Source organism: Flavobacterium aurantiibacter (assembly GCF_002251775.1).
In the GTDB taxonomy this organism is placed as follows: Bacteria; Bacteroidota; Bacteroidia; order Flavobacteriales; family Flavobacteriaceae; genus Flavobacterium; species Flavobacterium aurantiibacter.
The window spans coordinates 14,114-31,698 of sequence record NZ_NOXX01000220.1; the positions used below are offsets into that span (position 1 = coordinate 14,114).

Sequence of the window (17,585 nt, forward strand, 5' to 3'; positions counted from 1 at the left end):
TAAAGCGCGCCTGATGGAGAAAGTGATCGATGAATCGATTCAGGGTTCGGCACTCGAACTAGTTTCGAAGCCTGAAAACTCTAAGAAATTATTTATAGAAAGTTACGGTTGTCAGATGAATTTTTCGGACAGCGAAATCGTTGCGTCTATTCTTGCTGAAACTGGATACAATACGACTAAAGTACTTGAAGAAGCCGATTTAGTTCTGGTGAATACCTGCTCGATTCGGGACAAAGCCGAACAAACGGTTCGCAAACGTCTGGAGACCTACCAAGTAGCTAAGCGCAAAAATCCGGGCATGAAAGTGGGCGTTTTGGGCTGTATGGCCGAACGTTTGAAGAGTCAGCTTTTGGAAGAAGAAAAAATCGTCGACTTGGTTGTAGGACCTGATGCCTACAAAGATTTACCGAATTTATTGGTAGAAGTTGAAGCGGGACGCGATGCGATAAACGTTATTTTGTCGAAAGACGAAACTTATGGCGATATTGCGCCAGTTCGATTAGATACCACAGGTGTTTCGGCCTTTGTTTCGATAACGCGCGGTTGCGACAATATGTGTACTTTTTGCGTTGTACCGTTTACACGCGGAAGAGAACGCTCGCGCGAGCCTCAGAGCATTATGGACGAAATTTCCGATTTGTGGCAAAAAGGTTATAAAGAGGTAACGCTACTTGGACAAAACGTTGATAGCTATTTGTGGTATGGCGGTGGTTTGAAGAAAGATTTTGTGAAGGCAACCGATTTACAAAAAGCAACAGCGGTTTCGTTTGCCGACCTACTCGACCGTGTGGCCACAGCGTTTCCGAAGTTACGCGTTCGTTTTACGACGTCGAATCCGCAAGACATGCACACCGAGGTTTTGGAAGTAATTGCCAAGCACGCCAACATTTGCAAACACATTCACTTGCCTATTCAAAGTGGCAGCGATCGTATTTTGAAGTTAATGAACCGTTTGCACACGCGCGAAGAGTACTTTACCTTAATAGATAATGTGCGCAGAATTGTTCCGGATTGTGCTATTACGCAAGATATTATCACCGGATTTCCGACAGAAACAGAAGAAGATCATGCCGATACGATTGATTTGATGAAGAAAGTTCGGTACGACTTTGGATATATGTACGCCTACAGCGAGCGTCCGGGTACGTTAGCAGGCAGAAAAATGGAGGACGATGTTCCGCAGGAAGTAAAATTGAGACGACTAAGAGAAATTGTTGATTTACAGCAAATTCACTCTGCCGAACGCACCCAAGCTTTCGTCGGACAAATTGTAGAAGTTTTAGTAGAAAAAGAATCGAAGCGCAGCAAAGCCGAATGGGCGGGAAGAAATTCGCAGAACCTAACAACTGTTTTCCCAAAAGGGCACTATCAGGTTGGTGATTTTGTGAATGTATTGATACACCGATGCACTTCCGGAACCTTAATTGGCGAAGCTGTAGGATACGGATCAATGCAATCGTAAACTATGGAAAGCGTACAATCAATAAAGCAACGATTCGAGATTATCGGAAACGATCCGAAATTGAACCGTGCTATCGAAAAAGCGATTCAAGTGGCGCCGACCGACATTTCGGTGCTGGTTGTGGGAGAAAGCGGTGTGGGAAAGGAAAGTATTCCGAAGATCATCCACGGGCTTTCACATCGCAAACACGGAAAATACATTGCTGTAAACTGCGGCGCGATACCTGAAGGAACCATAGACAGTGAACTGTTTGGACACGAAAAAGGTGCTTTTACTGGAGCCACACAAACGCGCGAAGGCTATTTTGAAGTAGCCAACGGCGGAACCATTTTTTTAGACGAAGTGGGCGAATTGCCCCTAACGACACAAGTTCGCTTATTGCGTGTTTTGGAAAACGGCGAGTTTATTAAAGTAGGATCGTCGCAGGTTCAGAAAACAAATGTGCGCATTGTTGCGGCTACGAACGTGGACATGTTTGCGGCAATCAGCAAAGGGAAATTTCGCGAAGATTTGTACTACCGATTAAGTACGGTAGATATACAATTACCGCCACTGCGCGAACGCAAAGACGACATACATTTATTATTTAGAAAATTTGCAGCCGATTTTGCGCACAAATACAAAATGCCTCCAATAAAGTTGGACGAGCAAGCGGTGCAGTTGTTGTTGCAATTTCGCTGGAGCGGAAACATTCGTCAATTGCGAAACGTTGCCGAACAACTTTCGGTATTGGAAACCACGCGCGACATTAATGCGGCAACATTGAAATCGTATTTACCGGGCGAAAACGTGAATTTACCCGCTGTAGTTTCAGAAAAAAAGAGCGATTCGGATTTTTCAACCGAAAGAGAGATTTTGTATAAAGTTCTTTTTGATATGAAAAGCGACTTGAACGACTTAAAGAAACTGACGCTCGATTTGATTAAAAACGGCAGTGCAGCTGTAAACGAAACTCAAAGCGGTTTGATCCGAAAGATTTACGGCACGGAAGAAGTAGAAACCGATACCGACTACGACGATAGTTCGCTTTCGGTAATTCAACCCGTAACTACTCCAGCTAAAAAGGAGTTTCCGAGTAGAGGCGACAATTATGTGTTTGCGGAAACCGTTGAAGAAGAAGAGACGCTAAAACTCGAACAGAAAGAGATCGAAATGATTAAAAAATCATTGGAAAAGAATAAAGGTCGACGTAAAGCAGCCGCCGATGAGCTGGGAATAAGCGAGCGCACCTTATATAGAAAAATCAAACAATTCGATTTGTAACATGAAAAACAACCGAAAACCCATACAAATCGGATTATTATTCTTGGCGATGTTCACACTGGTGGCTTGCAGTGTCTCGTACAATTTTACCGGAACGGGTAAGATTGATGCAAAAACATTTCAGGTGAATTACTTCTTGAACAACTCAGAATTAGTGCAGCCGGGAATTGAACGAACTTTTACGAATCGTTTGCAGGATATTATTCTAAATCAGACGAATTTAAGTTTGACCAATACCGGTGGCGATTTAGTTTATGAAGGTGAAATAACCGACTTTAGAATTACGCCAATGACGGCAACGGCCGACCAAAGAGCGTCGCAAAACCGTTTAACGATTGCGGTACAAGTTCGATTTACCAACAAAAACAAAGAAGAAGATAATTTTGATAAAAAGTTTTCTTTCTTTTACGACTATTCTGGTGATGCACAATTAGTAGGCGGACCTTTAAATGAAGCTTTAGAAGTAATTTTTGAACGAATCACGCAGGATGTTTTCAACGAATCGTTAGCAAAATGGTAAACCGATGATAAACGCACAGGAACTGAGCTTGTTTTTAGAAAAACCTGAGTTGGTGAAAGACCAGCACGTTGCTGTTTTGCGCGAATTAATTAATCGGTACCCCTATTTTCATGCACCTCGAGCCATTTATTTAAAAGCGCTGTACAACCAAAACAGCAGTGCCTACAATCTTGAATTGAAAAAAACTGCGGCTTATACGCAAGATCGCGGTGTTTTATTCGACTTCATCACTTCGGGCACTTTTACGGGTTTGCATCAAGCTTTTCAAGCAGAAAAAGACGCTCGTATCAACGAAATTGAAGTTTTTGCCTATGAAATTGTATCGCATAAAGTTGACAATACAGTAGCAGCACATCCGGAAGTTACAACTATTGAACCAACAGCGGTTACAACGCAAGCAGCTGCCAATCTGGGTGTAGGAAAACCACTGCAATTTTCGCAAGAAGAAAAACACAGTTTCCAAGAATGGCTGCAACTAGCAAGTTTTAAACAAGTAGATCGAAGCCAAGCAAGCGTACCCGACAGTCGAAAGCGCAAACTCGACTTGATTGATAAGTTTATTGAAAGTAATCCGAAGATCATTCCGAATCGGGAACAAACGAGCTCGGTGAAATTAGTTCAGGACGACGACAGTCAGCAAGCCACACTAATGACCGAGACTTTAGCACAAGTTTACCTCGAGCAGAAAAAATATCAGAAAGCAATTCAAGCTTATGAAATTTTAATTTTGAAATATCCCGAAAAAAGTTCTTTCTTTGCAAGCCGAATTTCGGATATCCGAATTTTGCAAACCACTAATATTTAATTGATTTAAAATGTTTTCGATTTTTGTAGTATCTATCACAATAGTTTGTTTTTTATTAATCCTAGTTATTATGGTGCAAAACCCTAAAGGAGGCGGTTTGTCTTCTACTTTAGGAAGTTCGGCACAATTAGGTGGTGTTCAAAAAACAACCGACTTCTTGGATAAAAGTACTTGGACATTAGGCACAGCGCTTATTTTGTTGGTTTTATTGTCTTCTATTAGCTTTTCAAAACCAGAAGCTGAACAAGTTGCGTTACCTGAGGCTACAGAAGCTCCTGCTGCGCCAGCTGCTAACGAAAACAAACCAGCTGCCGAAAAACCAAGCACAACTACTACAACAAACACACCTGTAGAAGTACCCGTAAAGAAATAAGTCCTACGCACTAAAAATACCAGAAAGCCGATTCCGAAAACGAATCGGCTTTTTTTATGCGCGCTGTTATCGGGAAAATCACGGCTTACTGCTGCGGTTTCTGCCCATTTTGGCAGATGAGCAAACCAGATTTCCGACAATAATTCCGCAAACTGAAAATGTGTCAGTTTTAACACAGCTGGCACAATTTCTGAAATATAGCGAGCAGTCAATTAAGTTAACCTAAAAAATAAATAAGAGTTATGGCATTGAACATTCAACCTTTGGCAGACAGAGTTCTTATCGAGCCTGTAGCCGCCGAAACGCAAACCGCTTCAGGTATCATCATTCCTGACACCGCGAAAGAAAAACCTCAGCGCGGAAGTGTAGTTGCTGTTGGGAACGGGAAAAAAGATCACAACATGACCGTGAAAGTTGGCGACACCGTACTTTACGGAAAATACGCCGGTACCGAACTCAAACTCGACGGAAAAGACTATTTGATCATGCGTGAAGACGACATTCTGGCAATTGTTTAATTCAATCTTTAAAAACTCACCAAAAAAATGGCAAAAGAAATTAAATTCGATATCGAAGCTCGCGACGGACTTCGTCGTGGCGTAGATGCATTGGCTAATGCAGTAAAAGTAACGCTTGGCCCAAAAGGACGTAACGTAATCATCGGTAAATCGTTCGGCGGACCAAACGTAACCAAAGACGGTGTTACTGTAGCGAAAGAAATTGAGTTAACCGACGCGCTTGAAAACATGGGCGCACAAATGGTTAAGGAAGTTGCTTCAAAAACAAACGATTTAGCCGGCGACGGAACCACTACGGCAACCGTTTTAGCACAAGCTATCGTTAAAGAAGGTTTGAAAAACGTTGCAGCAGGCGCTAATCCGATGGACTTGAAACGCGGAATCGACAAAGCTGTTGAAGCTATCGTAGCCGATTTAGCAAAACAAGCTAAAGTGGTAGGCAGCGATTCAGAAAAAATCAAACAAATTGCTTCAATTTCAGCAAACAACGACGAAGTAATCGGTGAATTGATTGCAACGGCTTTCGGAAAAGTGGGTAAAGAAGGTGTAATCACCGTTGAAGAAGCAAAAGGAACCGACACTTTCGTAGATGTAGTTGAAGGAATGCAGTTCGACAGAGGATATTTGTCGCCGTATTTCGTTACCAATCCTGAAAAAATGGATGCGGAATTAGAAAATCCATACATTTTATTGTACGACAAAAAAGTCTCGTCTTTAAAAGAACTACTTCCCGTACTTGAGCCAGTTGCGCAAAGCGGAAAGCCTCTATTAATCATCGCTGAAGACGTTGATGGCGAAGCACTTTCGACACTTGTCGTAAACAAATTGCGCGGTGCGTTGCGTATTGCCGCTGTAAAAGCGCCAGGATTTGGCGACCGCAGAAAAGCGATGCTTGAAGACATTGCCATTCTAACCGGCGGAACTGTGATTTCTGAAGAGCGCGGCTACACACTTGAAAACGCTACTTTAGACATGCTTGGTTCGGCAAAACGCGTAACAATCGATAAAGACAATACAACAATTGTAAGCGGTGCGGGCGATGCTGAGTTAATCAAAAATCGCGTGAATCAAATCAAGGCACAAATGGAAACCACTACTTCAGATTACGATCGCGAGAAGTTGCAAGAGCGTTTGGCTAAATTAGCTGGCGGTGTTGCTGTACTTTACGTAGGTGCGGCTTCGGAAGTAGAAATGAAAGAAAAGAAAGATCGCGTTGACGATGCACTTCACGCAACACGTGCTGCTGTTGAAGAAGGAATTGTTGCCGGTGGTGGTGTAGCACTCTTGCGTGCTAAAGCTTCATTAGCTGCAATTAAAGCGGATAACGCAGACGAAGCAACCGGAATCCAAATCGTTTCACGCGCCATCGAAGCGCCTTTGAGAACCATTGTTGAAAACGCTGGTTTAGAAGGTTCGGTAGTAGTAGCAAAAGTTGCTGAAGGTTCTGGCGATTTTGGTTACAACGCAAAAACCGACGAGTATGTAGACATGCTTGCAGCGGGAATCATAGATCCGAAAAAAGTGACACGCGTAGCTTTAGAAAACGCAGCATCCGTTTCGGGAATGATTTTAACTACAGAGTGTGCGTTAATCGACATTAAAGAAGACACTCCAGCTCCTGCAATGGGCGGCGGAATGCCGGGAATGATGTAATACATTCCACATACAAATACAAAGCCTTCTCAATTTGGGAAGGCTTTTTTTATTGCAAATAATAAAAGGGTAGCTAAGCCGATTTCTTAAACAACCGCAGCATCACAAAAGCATGCGGAAAGGTTATCGCTGCCAAGGCTGCGAACAAAAACGAGGTGAGTTCTTGAACGGAACTACTAAAGAAAAATGTTGCTGTAATACCAATTGCTGCAGCAAGCCAGTACCAAAAAGCCGATTTAAAGTACTTCGAAAAACTACCTAATTCAGAACTGCCGTATAGAAATTGCACTTGTGCCAAAAGCGACGGGATGCTGTGCCATAGAATAAAATAAACGGCAAAACCCCAAATTAAGCTGCCCGAAAAAAAGATCAGTGCAAAAAATGGCAGCAAAAGCAAATCGCGCGCAACCGATTGTAGCCTTCCCGGAATCGACATAATACGCCAGAGCACAAACAAAGCAAAAAGGACTACGGTACCCACTAAAATGCGTTTCCAGGGAAATTCAGGCAAATTGCTATGCGTAAGTGTAGCTAAAACGCCGTTAACCTCCGTCTGGTGCGCAGCAAACAACAGCGCAAATAACAACCAGCCGTACAAAAATCGAAATACATATCGATCGAGCGCCTTCCAATGGCTGTCGTAGCGCTCCGAGTGCTGCTCACCAAAATGATAGCTGCTGGTAAGCACAAAACTAATAATCGCTAAAACCGGTAACCAAAAAAACAACAGCGCAGCCAGCACAACAACGGCAATGTATCGCATCAATAAGTGCCGATCTAATCCTAAAGTTTGTGGCGACTTAAACTGCTGCAAAAGCAATAAATCGTTTGCTCCATGCAAAACACCGAACGATAAAATCAACGTTAAGCCCGCAACCAACTCAACGGTCGCCGAACCGTACGAGCGTACGAAAAGCCCGCCAAAGCTCGCCAATATTAGTATTTTTTCAATTTTATTCATTCGTAATTATGTGTCTTGCAAATTTTAAGATAATTTTTTGAATTATTCATAATTGATTTTGTTTAATGTTTCGTAGATTTGGTTAAACAAAATTAATCCTAATAATTATGAATGCAATTTTATTTAGCTCAATGGTAACAAAAATGTTGCCTGATGATTACATTGGTTTTACGTTTTTCGTTGGGTGTATGGCTATGATGGCCGCATCTGCGTTCTTTTTCCTCTCACTAAGTCAGTTCGACAAAAAGTGGAGAACATCTGTATTGGTATCTGGACTTATCACGTTCATTGCTGCGGTACACTATTACTACATGCGTGACTATTGGGGAGCTTTCCAAGAATCGCCTACATTTTTCCGTTACGTTGACTGGGTACTTACTGTGCCGTTAATGTGTTTAGAGTTTTATTTAATCCTGAAAGTAGCAGGTGCAAAAACAAACTTATTGTGGAAAATGGTTTTCTGGTCGGTTGTAATGTTGGTAACTGGCTATTTCGGAGAGACTGTATTTAGCGATCAAGCAGCGCGTTGGGGCGCTATTTCAGGCGCAGCGTATTTCGTAATTGTTTACGAAATTTGGCTCGGAAGTGCAGCTAAATTAGCACAAGCGGCTGGTGGCGATGTACTTAAAACGCACAAAATCCTATGCTGGTTTGTACTTGTAGGTTGGGCAATTTACCCATTAGGCTACATGTTAGGAACCGAAGGTTGGTACACATCAATCCTCGGAAGCGGAAGCGTGGATGTAGCATACAACATTGCCGATGCCATCAACAAAATCGGATTTGGTTTAGTGATTTATAGCCTAGCTGTAAAATCAACTGGAACAGCAAATTCGTAAATATAAATGCTCATGGGAAAAGCCGACTTGGAAACGAGTCGGCTTTTTTTATGGCATACAACAGAGAATATTCTCAAAAAGTGATTTCATTTTTGGGCGTTCCGGCGGCAGGTATCGTAACGCTTGCGCAAAACAGTAATCCGCACGGCCGCCGTCGCGTTTTCCGCTGTATCTTTTGTGGCCATTCTAAAGCAAACGCACCGAAGCCACAAAAGGATGACGCTCCAACCGCTAACGCAAAAATCGGCACCTACAAGTACTGGAAATACCGTAAAATGAAATCCGCTGAATAAAAACTTTTTCCTTTTAACGTTATTGGTCAATTAGCCGAAAAAGAACGCAGAGCATGATTTTAGTATTAAGATTGGAGTACTAAGTATTAAGATTGGTGTACTAAGTATTAAGATTGGTGTACTAAGTATTAAGATTGGAGTACTAAGTATTAAGATTGGAGTATTAAGTATTAAGATTGGAGTATTAAGTATTAAGACTTTGATGAATTTGCCACTGAACGTATCCTTATGCCCTACCGAACCTACCTATCGTTGGTGCCTTCGCTCGACGAAGGTCGGACACTGTGAANGCAAAACCAACTTGCAGCTAGGATATTTATCTTCGATCGAGAAGGAAAATTGATGAAACAGATTGCAACAACGGGTCAAGGCTGGGACGGTACATTTAACGGAGCTCCAGTTCCGGCTGATGATTACTGGTTCACAATTCAGTATTCAGAAGCAGGAGTAAACAAAGAATTTAAGGCACACTTTGCTTTGAAACGATAAAAATTAACCACCAACTTAAACTAAAAATCCATGGTTATGCCATGGATTTTTTTTGTACTAATTGTCAGAACATCCAAAAACAGTATTTTTGGCAAAACAGTCTATGGAATATACATACTTGCTTTTTTCCTTTGCCTTTTTAATCGTGTGGCTTTTTGTTTTCGCTTCGCTGTCCGATTTAAAAAAGAGCATGCTTAAAGTTAGTTTCCTTGGAGCACTATCAGGAATACCTGCACAAAATTGGTACCTGTCCGATTATTGGAACCCGCCAACCATTCTTGGTCAAGGGCACATTTCTGTTGAAGATATCCTTTCGGGCTTCGGAATAATCGGTTGCACGGTTTTCTTGTTTAACGCCGTGTTTAAAACCAAAGAAGTCCCAAGCTTTCAGCCACAAAATAAGCTGTTGACATATCTTTTTGCGCTCGGGATAGCAGGCGTAATTCTCGCGCTATACATTGGGATAAATACCATGATAGCCACCTCCTCTTTATTCTTGATTATAGCAATATTTATGCTTTGGAAAAGACCCGATTTACTAAACCGAGCAATTATATCCGCACTATTTTCTTTCACTTTAGCGTTCGTAATTTACTTCACAGTTTTTACTGTAATAATGCCCGGTTTCTGGGAAAGCGTTTGGAAAGTTGAATCCGGATTATTGCGAACTTTTTTGGTGGGTGAAGTTCCTCTAATCGAAGCTTTTTGGTTTATCAGTTGGGGGGCTTTCTCAGGTATTGTCTATAATTTCTACAAAGGAACCGTCTCCGTTCCAAGCCGATTTGTGAAACTCGTAACATAAAAAACAGTCTCTACTACTTAGTTGAAAAAGTAGTAACTATACACTTCAAAACGCTAGGTTTCTTACCTTAGCACTATGATTCAACGAAACAGATTTTCTTTTCCAACAATCAACATTAACGTGTTTGAAAACAAGCTTCGCGAGTATGCTCTCACGCAAGAATACGCCGTACACTTAAATTCTAACGCAAAACAAAATAGTTGTACGTTTTCGAAAATATATGCATTCGGTTCTAGGAATGCCTCCGAGTGCCGTAGTGCTAATGATTTAAATCTAGCAGCAAGTCTTGTATCAGTTCCCGATTGGAAGTTCATTGCCATCGCATACGATTTTAAAAACTTGTTCCATAACAATCACTCGTCCATTCCTGCATCTATAGCTTTTCCTAAACTCATAGTTTTTGTACCCGAATTTATTTTTATTGTGGAAGATGAAATTGTTTTGGAAACTTTTTTAGATTTCGCTGCCGCAGAAGAATTAGTATATCGAATTGCCAATGTTCAAGAAACAGAACAGTACAAGAATTTAGTGGCAAGCGAGGTTACACCGCTTCTCAGTAAACCCGACTATCTTGCACGCACAACTAGAATCTTGGCGCATATTCAGGCAGGCGATTTCTATGAAATAAATTTCTGTTTTCCGTTTCAAACGAAAATTGATAGTCCAGATATTAGCGCATTATATTCGGCGCTTAACGCAAAGTCAGAGGCTCCTTTCTCAGGTTTTTTCAAATGGCATGAGAAAGTCGTCGTCTCATCTTCTCCGGAACGTTTTCTGCGAAAGCAAGGTTCAAAATTGAGTTCACAACCCATCAAAGGAACTGCACGAAGAAGTAGCGAACCCGAAATCGATGAAAAACTGAAATCAGCACTAAAAAGCAACGCAAAAGAACGCGCCGAAAATGTGATGATAGTCGATTTGGTACGAAACGACCTTTCTAAAGTCGCAACCAAGAATTCTGTTCGAGTAGAGGAATTATGTGAAATTTACAGTTTCAAACAAGTGCACCAGATGATTTCAACGATTTCCTGTGACCTTCGCGCAGAAACGAGCTTTTTTGATATTCTGGAAGCTACTTTTCCCATGGGAAGCATGACCGGTGCACCTAAAGTTGAGGCTATGAAATGGATTGATGTCTATGAACCCAGCGCGCGTGGCATGTACAGCGGAAGTTTCGGTTATATAGCACCAAACGGCGATTTCGACTTGAATGTCATCATTCGATCGATTCTTTGTGATACGAAATCGGGCGAAACAACGTTCTCCGTTGGAAGCGCCATTACTGCAAGCGCAGATCCAGCCGAAGAGTATCAGGAATGTTTGCTTAAAGCAAAGGCAATGATGGAAGTTTTAAATCCGATTTCTGTTGAGCAAGTTCGTTAGTCGATTTAGCAAAATCGTTCAGGAGCAATTCCCTGAACTAAACAAGGCGCGCTTGCTTGTAGCAGTTAGTGGCGGAATCGATAGTATGGTTTTAACGGATTTACTGCTCGCAACAAACTTTTCAATCGGAATCGTTCATTGTAATTTCCTGCTTCGAGGTGTTGAAAGTGATGAAGATGAACAATTTGTTCGCACTTTCGCGGAAACGCAGCGGATACCCTTTTTTAGCACGCGTTTCGACACCAAATCGTTTGCCACGAACGCCAAAATATCCACTCAGGAAGCCGCCCGAATTTTGCGCTATCATTATTTCGAAGAAATTCGAACTCAACAGGCGTTCGAGTTTATTCTGACGGCACATCATTTAAACGATAGCATAGAAACCGTTTTGTTTCATCTGACGCGCGGAACCGGAATCGATGGTTTGTTGGGAATTCCGAAACGCAATGGGCGTATCCTTAGACCTTTACTGTCTTTTTCTAAAGAAGAAATTCTAGAATACGCCGCAGTGAGAAATCTCAGTTGGCGAGAAGATGCTTCGAACGCAAAAACCGATTATACGCGAAATAAAATTCGACATGAATTACTGCCGATTTTTAAATCGTTAAATCCGAGTTTCGAAGCTAGTTTCCACTCAAGTATTCTAGCTTGGGAACAAACGCAGTCCCTCGCTACCGATGCCGCCGCCGCCGTATTAAGCCAGGTTGTTCAAGACAGTAACGGATGTAAAAAATTGTACATACCGGAATTGTTGAAGTTTCCCAATTATCAAGCCTATTTGCAATTTTGGTTGGCCGATTTTGGTTTTCATGCATGGAATGATATTTACAATTTACCTTTCGGAGAAACGGGAAAACACGTTTTTTCCGAGGATTATGTCCTGACAAAAGATCGGGATTTTTTACTTCTTTCTTTGAAAAAGGAGGAACCACCGATACATGTGGAGATCAAAACCATTCCGTTTGCCTGGACAGAACCGATTGCATTTTCGGGCACTTACGTAGAATCATATCAGAAATCAACACGAACGGAAATATACGTTGATTCCGATATGATTTCTGGGAATTTAAATCTCAGAAATTACGTACAAACTGATAAATTTGCTCCTGAAGGAATGTCTGCCGGAACCAAAAGTGTTGGGAAGTTTTTAAGAGACGAAAAGGTATCTTTGGAGTATCGAAAGAAAGCACTGGTTTTATGCGATTCGGAACAAGTTATTTGGGTCGTGGGATACCGTGCAAACAGAAATTACCTCGCAACAACACAAACTAAATCAATTCTTAAGTTCACTTTGTATTCATGAAGAAAATACTTTCTTTTTTCGTTTTGCTCTTTGCCTTTTCGGCAGTGGCGCAGGTTATTCAGCCTGTAAAATGGCAAACTGCTGTTGAAGATAACGGCAATGAAACGTTCACTTTGGTTTTCACCGGAAAGATCGATGCCGGCTGGCACGTTTATTCGCAAACCACACCCGATGGCGGTCCGCTTCCGTTATTGGCAACATACGAAGCTGCGGGAAAAGGTTATGATTTGATTGGAAAAACTACAGAAAGCAAAACAAAACGCGCGTTTAACGATGTTTTTGGTGTGGATGAAGTTTTCTTTGAAGGAAAGGTTGTTTTACGCCAGAAAATTTCCCGAAAAAATCCGAAGATAAAGTCTGTTGTTGCGTCACTTTCCTATCAAGTTTGTGAAGAGAAATGCATTAACGAAGATAAAACCTTTACTTTTTCACTACCTGAACCCACGGTTTCCACTCCAGTAGCTAGTGAAAGCAATACGGTAACTGCTGTTGATACGGTTTCAAAAGCTGTTGATACTGCGGCAGTTGTTACCAATGTCGCAACCTCAAAAAAGGTGGAAAAATCCGCGGAAATTAAAGCAGAGAAATCGGATGACAAGAGTATTTGGAGCATTTTTCTTTTAGCGTTTTTAGGCGGTATTGTTGCCACTATAACGCCTTGTGTTTTTCCGATGATTCCGATGACGGTAAGTTTCTTTTTGAAACAATCGGGAAGTAAGGCGAAAGGTCGATTTAATGCGATATTTTACGGCTTTTGCATCGTATTGATTTGCGTATTGATTACGTTGCCTTTTCATTTGTTGGAAGGAGCAAATCCAGACGTTTTTTCAGAGATTTCGACCAACGTTTGGCTGAATGTGTTCTTCTTTATCATTTTCAGCATTTTCGCCGTTTCATTCTTTGGCGCATTCGAAATTACCATGCCAAGTGCTTTGGCTAACAAAGTTGATTCGGCTTCGGACCGCGGCGGCAAAATTGGTATTTTCTTTATGGCGCTTACGCTGATTATCGTATCGTTTTCCTGCATTGGTCCTGCATTGGGATTCGTTTTAGGAACATCGCTTAATTCGGATGGCGGCGCATGGATTTTATCTTTAGCGATGTTAGGATTTGGCCTCGGATTGGCTTTGCCGTTTATGTTTTTTGCTTTAGCGCCTTCTTTACTTGGAAATCTTCCAAAATCGGGTGGTTGGCTCAATACGGTCAAAGTTGTTTTTGGTTTTATTGAATTGGCATTAGCTTTTAAATTTTTATCGAATGCCGATTTAGTGTTGAATGCGCATTATCTTGAACGTGAAGTATTTATCGCTATTTGGGTTGCTATTTTCGGCTCATTAAGCTTGTACTTGTTCGGAAAGATTCGTTTCCCGCACGATAGTCCGCTGGATCATTTATCCGTTTCGCGAGCATTACTTGCTGTCTTAACGTTTAGTTTTACAGTGTATTTAATTCCCGGATTGTGGGGCGCGCCCTTAAAGTTAATTAGTGCATTTCCGCCACCTTTAACGTACAGTGAAAGTCCGAATGGCTTTGGAGCAAGTGTAACTACCGAAAGTGCTACAGCTTTACCGGATGGTGCCGTTGCTGGTCCGCACGGAATTGCCAGTTTTGAAGAATACGAAGCTGGTTTAGCGTATGCAAAAAAGGTGGGAAAGCCCGTATTAATTGATTTTACTGGAAGAGCTTGCCAAAATTGTAGATTGATGGAAGCCAATGTCTGGTCGGATCAAGAAGTATTAAAAATTTTGAAGAACGAAGTTGTGCTCATTTCGTTGTTTGGCGATGAACGTACCAAATTACCCGAAGCCGAGCAATACATTTCTAAAGAAACCGGAAATAAAATTGCTACCGTTGGGCAAAAATGGAGCGAATTCCAAAGACAACGCTACGGCACGAACGCGCGTCCTTACTATGTTTTGATGAATCACGAGGAAAATATTTTAAATGAACCTGTTGCGTACACACCGGATATAGACACCTATTTATCTTGGTTGAAAGAAGGTGTAAAAAAGTTTTAACGACAACGACTCATTTCTGCGACAGCGATTGCAAAAGCAAGCGTACCGCTATAAAACGCGAACAACTGCGGTTAAAAAGTGGCGACCTAAGAAGCCGTTTTTTAAACTGCAGTTGTGCGTTTTATGAGGTACCTTGACTTGGAAAGCGCGGTGCCCGGCGTTTTTCGACAAATAGTTACGACGCCGGGCAGTTGCCCAAAAATTACAGACCGCTCACGTAATTCGCGTACAAATCGCGGAACGTGGTACTGTTTCGAACCCGATTTTTTGCGAGTTTCTTTTGTGCGGCGAGTCCCCAAAGTAATACCTCGGCAATAAAATAGCGGTCGGTTTTGCTAGCGTTTGCCGCATATTGATCGACCAATTGGAATAGGGCAGGGTTGCGTTCGAGCTCGGCTTTGTAGGCACGATCGCTCTGATCTTCGGTTAGAACAATTTCACCTTCGTTGAAAAACCAAGTATAAATATCTTGATAAACGGAAGGTTGATTTGGCTTTTCGAGCTTTTCGATTTTTGGGAAAATACTCGTAAAAATCGACTTAACTGCTTCGTCGAGAATAAGTTGCGCAACATATGCGGCGCCTTCTTGTTCGCCTTCGTAAACCAACTCTACTTTACCCGTAATTGCGGGAATGACACCGATGAAATCGCCCAAACGAATGGTCGTTTTGTTCTCGCCAGAGCGCAACGTACGTAACTCGGCAGTGCTTAGCAGATTTTCGAAAGCGGTAACCGACAAACGTGCACTAACACCGCTCTTCTGGTCGATGTATTCACTTTCGCGCGCCGAGAAACTAATTTGTTCGAGCAAATCGCGGGCTAATTCCGGGATGTACACCTGTTCTAAACGCGTATCACTAGCAGTTTCATAGGAAGTTATTTTCTTGGCAGTTTCGATATCAATCGGATAATGCGTTAAAATTTGCGAACCAATACGGTCTTTCAAAGGCGTAACGATGCTTCCGCGGTTGGTGTAATCTTCGGGATTAGCCGTAAAAATAAACTGCATGTCGAGCTCCAAGCGAAGTTTAAATCCGCGAATTTGAACATCGCCTTCCTGCAAAATATTGAAAAGCGCCACCTGAATACGGGCTTGCAAATCGGGTAACTCGTTGATAACGAAAATACAACGGTTGGCGCGTGGAATCATTCCGTAGTGAATTACTCGGTGGTCGGCGTACGAAAGCTTCAGGTTCGCAGCTTTAATGGGATCAATGTCGCCTATTAAATCGGCTACGGTAACATCGGGCGTAGCTAATTTTTCGGAGAAACGTTCGTCTCGGTGTAGCCATTCAATCGGGGTTTGGTCGCCATGTTCGGCGATCAGATTTTTCGCATAGAAGCTTACAGGAGCAAACGGATCGTCGTTAATTTCCGAGCCTTGAACCACGGGGATGTACTCATCGAGTAGGCCAATCATGGAGCGTGCAATTCGGGTTTTGGCTTGGCCTCGCAATCCTAAAAGATTGATGTTGTGGCCGCTGAGAATGGCGCGTTCTATTTCAGGTAAAACAGTTTCGTGATAGCCAAAAATACCCGGAAAGGCATCTTGTTTTGCGGCAATTTTTGCCTTCAGATTTTTCTTAAGTTCTTGTTTTATTGATTGATACGAAAATCCGGCTTTTTTGAGTTCACCGAGGGTTTTCAACTTTGTTAGCTCGTTCATGTTATCTAAGTCTCTTTTTTCTATTGTTTTTATAATCTTCAAAAATCATTTCTCCCAAACCTTTAAGTCCGGTGTAGAAGGCTTTTCCTTGATTGGCCTGCGTAAAGTTGTTTACAAATCGTTGTAAATAGGGGTCTTGAGCAATCATAAAGGTAGTTATCGGGATGTGTAGTTTTTTAGCTTGTCGTGCCACGTTATAGCATTGTTCTACGATATATTCGTCGAGTCCGTTACTGTTCATGTAATATCTACCGTCTTTTTCGCGCACACAGCTGGGCTTTCCGTCGGTAATCATAAAAATTTGCTTGTTGGTATTTCGCTTTCGCCGAAGAATATCGAGCGCCAATTGCAAACCTGCTACGGTATTGGTGTGAAAAGGACCAACTTGTAAATAAGGCAAATCTTTTAATTGAACCGGCCAGGCATCGTTTCCAAAAACAATGATGTCGAGTGTGTCTTTTGGATAACGCGTTGTAATGAGTTCGGCCAGCGCCATGGCTACTTTTTTGGCAGGTGTGATACGATCTTCGCCGTAGAGAATCATACTGTGACTGATGTCGATCATCAGTACGGTGCTCATTTGCGATTTATATTCGGTTTCGTTTACGAGTAAATCGTCTTCGGTAAGTTGTAAATCGGCTCCGAAATTATTTTGGTGTGCGTTTCGCAGACTGGCGGTTACGTCGATAAGTTCGGGTGCATCGCCAAATTGGTAGGCACGGTGTCCGCCGGTTAGTTCGTCGCCACGACCGTCGGATTTACTTCCGTGGTTTCCGGTGCCTCGTTTGGCAAGATCGCCGAAGATTTGTTCAAGTGCCGATTTTCGAATGAGTTGTTCTAGTTTAGAAGAAAGCTCGGTTTCGCCACTGCCGTCGGGTCGGATTTCTTGTCGGATGAAGCCGCGTTCGATTAAATCTCGGATAAAATCGTCGATGGTGTATTCGGGAGTTGTTAGTTGATATTCGTCGTCGAGCTGTCGTAACCAGTCGATTGCCTCATCGAAATCTCCCGAAGTATGAACAATGAGTTCTTTAAAAATCTCGAACAGCTTGTCGAAAGGGTCTTGTGGCAGCTGTTGGTAGGCACTAAATTTAAATCCAGATTTCATAACCTAAAGGTACGTTTTACGAATGTGAATTGTTTGCGAACGAGTATTAATCTTTAGTTAAACCAAAAACGCACGGATTAACGTTTCTTTGCAACTTTACAAGCATATATGCACTAATTTTGGACAAAT

16 protein-coding genes and 1 pseudogene are annotated in these 17,585 nt (G+C 42.1%); 14 read left to right on the plus strand and 3 right to left on the minus strand.

Going from position 1 to position 17,585, the window contains the following annotated elements; translation table 11 throughout:
• The first annotated feature begins 13 nt into the window (after window positions 1-13).
• The 7 genes from miaB to groL all read left to right on the plus strand — a co-directional run bounded on the left by miaB (window position 14) and on the right by groL (window position 6,594).
• On the plus strand, window positions 14-1,462 hold the full coding sequence (gene miaB / locus CHX27_RS13170) for a tRNA (N6-isopentenyl adenosine(37)-C2)-methylthiotransferase MiaB (protein WP_094487225.1): 1,449 nt from the start codon (window positions 14-16) through the stop codon (window positions 1,460-1,462).
• A 3-nt stretch (window positions 1,463-1,465) separates the two neighbouring features.
• On the plus strand, window positions 1,466-2,725 hold the full coding sequence (locus tag CHX27_RS13175) for a sigma-54 interaction domain-containing protein (RefSeq protein WP_094487226.1): 1,260 nt from the start codon (window positions 1,466-1,468) through the stop codon (window positions 2,723-2,725).
• A 1-nt stretch (window position 2,726) separates the two neighbouring features.
• A complete protein-coding gene (locus tag CHX27_RS13180; RefSeq protein ID WP_094487227.1) occupies window positions 2,727-3,245 on the plus strand; it encodes an LptE family protein in 519 nt (172 codons plus the stop codon).
• 4 nt (window positions 3,246-3,249) lie between these two features.
• On the plus strand, window positions 3,250-4,050 hold the full coding sequence (locus CHX27_RS13185) for a tetratricopeptide repeat protein (protein ID WP_243389006.1): 801 nt from the start codon (window positions 3,250-3,252) through the stop codon (window positions 4,048-4,050).
• Between the two features lie 10 nt (window positions 4,051-4,060).
• A complete protein-coding gene (gene secG, locus CHX27_RS13190; protein WP_094487228.1) occupies window positions 4,061-4,423 on the plus strand; it encodes a preprotein translocase subunit SecG in 363 nt (120 codons plus the stop codon).
• Between the two features lie 242 nt (window positions 4,424-4,665).
• A complete protein-coding gene (locus CHX27_RS13195) occupies window positions 4,666-4,941 on the plus strand; it encodes a co-chaperone GroES (RefSeq protein ID WP_094487229.1) in 276 nt (91 codons plus the stop codon).
• 27 nt (window positions 4,942-4,968) lie between these two features.
• Window positions 4,969-6,594, plus strand: a complete 1,626-nt coding sequence (gene groL / locus CHX27_RS13200; protein WP_094487230.1) for a chaperonin GroEL — start codon at window positions 4,969-4,971, stop codon at window positions 6,592-6,594.
• A 73-nt stretch (window positions 6,595-6,667) separates the two neighbouring features.
• Here groL and CHX27_RS13205 read toward each other — a convergent pair whose 3' ends face one another.
• Complete coding sequence (locus tag CHX27_RS13205) at window positions 6,668-7,555, minus strand: Brp/Blh family beta-carotene 15,15'-dioxygenase (protein WP_094487231.1); 888 nt, start codon at window positions 7,553-7,555, stop codon at window positions 6,668-6,670.
• A 107-nt stretch (window positions 7,556-7,662) separates the two neighbouring features.
• On the opposite strand from CHX27_RS13205, the gene CHX27_RS13210 reads away from it, so the two are divergent.
• The 7 genes and pseudogenes from CHX27_RS13210 (at window position 7,663) to CHX27_RS13240 (ending at window position 14,682) form a co-directional block, all read left to right on the plus strand.
• Complete coding sequence (locus CHX27_RS13210) at window positions 7,663-8,394, plus strand: bacteriorhodopsin-like (RefSeq protein WP_094487232.1); 732 nt, start codon at window positions 7,663-7,665, stop codon at window positions 8,392-8,394.
• A gap of 50 nt (window positions 8,395-8,444) precedes the next feature.
• Window positions 8,445-8,687, plus strand: a complete 243-nt coding sequence (locus CHX27_RS13215) for a hypothetical protein (RefSeq protein WP_094487233.1) — start codon at window positions 8,445-8,447, stop codon at window positions 8,685-8,687.
• 306 nt (window positions 8,688-8,993) lie between these two features.
• A pseudogene (locus CHX27_RS13220) lies at window positions 8,994-9,176 on the plus strand (T9SS type B sorting domain-containing protein); the annotation flags it as partial.
• 103 nt (window positions 9,177-9,279) lie between these two features.
• Window positions 9,280-9,978: a lycopene cyclase domain-containing protein gene (locus CHX27_RS13225; RefSeq protein ID WP_094487235.1), complete on the plus strand. Its 699-nt coding sequence runs from the start codon at window positions 9,280-9,282 to the stop codon at window positions 9,976-9,978.
• Between the two features lie 75 nt (window positions 9,979-10,053).
• A complete protein-coding gene (locus tag CHX27_RS13230; protein WP_094487236.1) occupies window positions 10,054-11,361 on the plus strand; it encodes an anthranilate synthase component I family protein in 1,308 nt (435 codons plus the stop codon).
• The gene (tilS, locus tag CHX27_RS13235; protein ID WP_094487237.1) at window positions 11,345-12,664 is read left to right on the plus strand and encodes a tRNA lysidine(34) synthetase TilS; all 1,320 of its coding nucleotides are present in this window, start codon (window positions 11,345-11,347) and stop codon (window positions 12,662-12,664) included. Before CHX27_RS13230 ends, tilS begins: the two co-directional genes overlap by 17 nt.
• Window positions 12,661-14,682, plus strand: a complete 2,022-nt coding sequence (locus CHX27_RS13240) for a protein-disulfide reductase DsbD family protein (protein WP_094487238.1) — start codon at window positions 12,661-12,663, stop codon at window positions 14,680-14,682. The genes tilS and CHX27_RS13240 overlap by 4 nt, the downstream gene beginning before the upstream one ends.
• Before the next feature lie 202 nt (window positions 14,683-14,884).
• Here CHX27_RS13240 and CHX27_RS13245 read toward each other — a convergent pair whose 3' ends face one another.
• Both CHX27_RS13245 and CHX27_RS13250 read right to left on the minus strand, forming a co-directional pair.
• Window positions 14,885-16,348 carry a sigma 54-interacting transcriptional regulator gene (locus tag CHX27_RS13245; protein ID WP_094487239.1) on the minus strand — a complete coding sequence of 488 codons (1,464 nt, stop codon included), beginning with the start codon at window positions 16,346-16,348 and terminating at the stop codon, window positions 14,885-14,887.
• 1 nt (window position 16,349) lies between these two features.
• Window positions 16,350-17,456, minus strand: coding sequence for a vWA domain-containing protein (locus CHX27_RS13250; protein ID WP_094487240.1), 1,107 nt, complete (start codon window positions 17,454-17,456; stop codon window positions 16,350-16,352).
• Window positions 17,457-17,585 lie beyond the last annotated feature (129 nt).

Excerpts from the sequence above, each read along its gene's own strand:
- CHX27_RS13195 (WP_094487229.1), top strand. The coding sequence starts at position 4,666 with ATGGCATTGAACATTCAACCTTTGGCAGACAGAGTTCTTATCGAGCCT.
- CHX27_RS13230 (WP_094487236.1), top strand. The coding sequence starts at position 10,054 with ATGATTCAACGAAACAGATTTTCTTTTCCAACAATCAACATTAACGTG.
- CHX27_RS13245 (WP_094487239.1), bottom strand. The coding sequence starts at position 16,348 with ATGAACGAGCTAACAAAGTTGAAAACCCTCGGTGAACTCAAAAAAGCC.
- CHX27_RS13210 (WP_094487232.1), top strand. The coding sequence starts at position 7,663 with ATGAATGCAATTTTATTTAGCTCAATGGTAACAAAAATGTTGCCTGAT.
- CHX27_RS13240 (WP_094487238.1), top strand. The coding sequence starts at position 12,661 with ATGAAGAAAATACTTTCTTTTTTCGTTTTGCTCTTTGCCTTTTCGGCA.
- CHX27_RS13215 (WP_094487233.1), top strand. The coding sequence starts at position 8,445 with ATGGCATACAACAGAGAATATTCTCAAAAAGTGATTTCATTTTTGGGC.
- miaB (WP_094487225.1), top strand. The coding sequence starts at position 14 with ATGGAGAAAGTGATCGATGAATCGATTCAGGGTTCGGCACTCGAACTA.
- CHX27_RS13225 (WP_094487235.1), top strand. The coding sequence starts at position 9,280 with ATGGAATATACATACTTGCTTTTTTCCTTTGCCTTTTTAATCGTGTGG.
- CHX27_RS13185 (WP_243389006.1), top strand. The coding sequence starts at position 3,250 with ATGATAAACGCACAGGAACTGAGCTTGTTTTTAGAAAAACCTGAGTTG.
- groL (WP_094487230.1), top strand. The coding sequence starts at position 4,969 with ATGGCAAAAGAAATTAAATTCGATATCGAAGCTCGCGACGGACTTCGT.
- CHX27_RS13250 (WP_094487240.1), bottom strand. The coding sequence starts at position 17,456 with ATGAAATCTGGATTTAAATTTAGTGCCTACCAACAGCTGCCACAAGAC.
- CHX27_RS13175 (WP_094487226.1), top strand. The coding sequence starts at position 1,466 with ATGGAAAGCGTACAATCAATAAAGCAACGATTCGAGATTATCGGAAAC.
- secG (WP_094487228.1), top strand. The coding sequence starts at position 4,061 with ATGTTTTCGATTTTTGTAGTATCTATCACAATAGTTTGTTTTTTATTA.
- CHX27_RS13205 (WP_094487231.1), bottom strand. The coding sequence starts at position 7,555 with ATGAATAAAATTGAAAAAATACTAATATTGGCGAGCTTTGGCGGGCTT.
- CHX27_RS13180 (WP_094487227.1), top strand. The coding sequence starts at position 2,727 with ATGAAAAACAACCGAAAACCCATACAAATCGGATTATTATTCTTGGCG.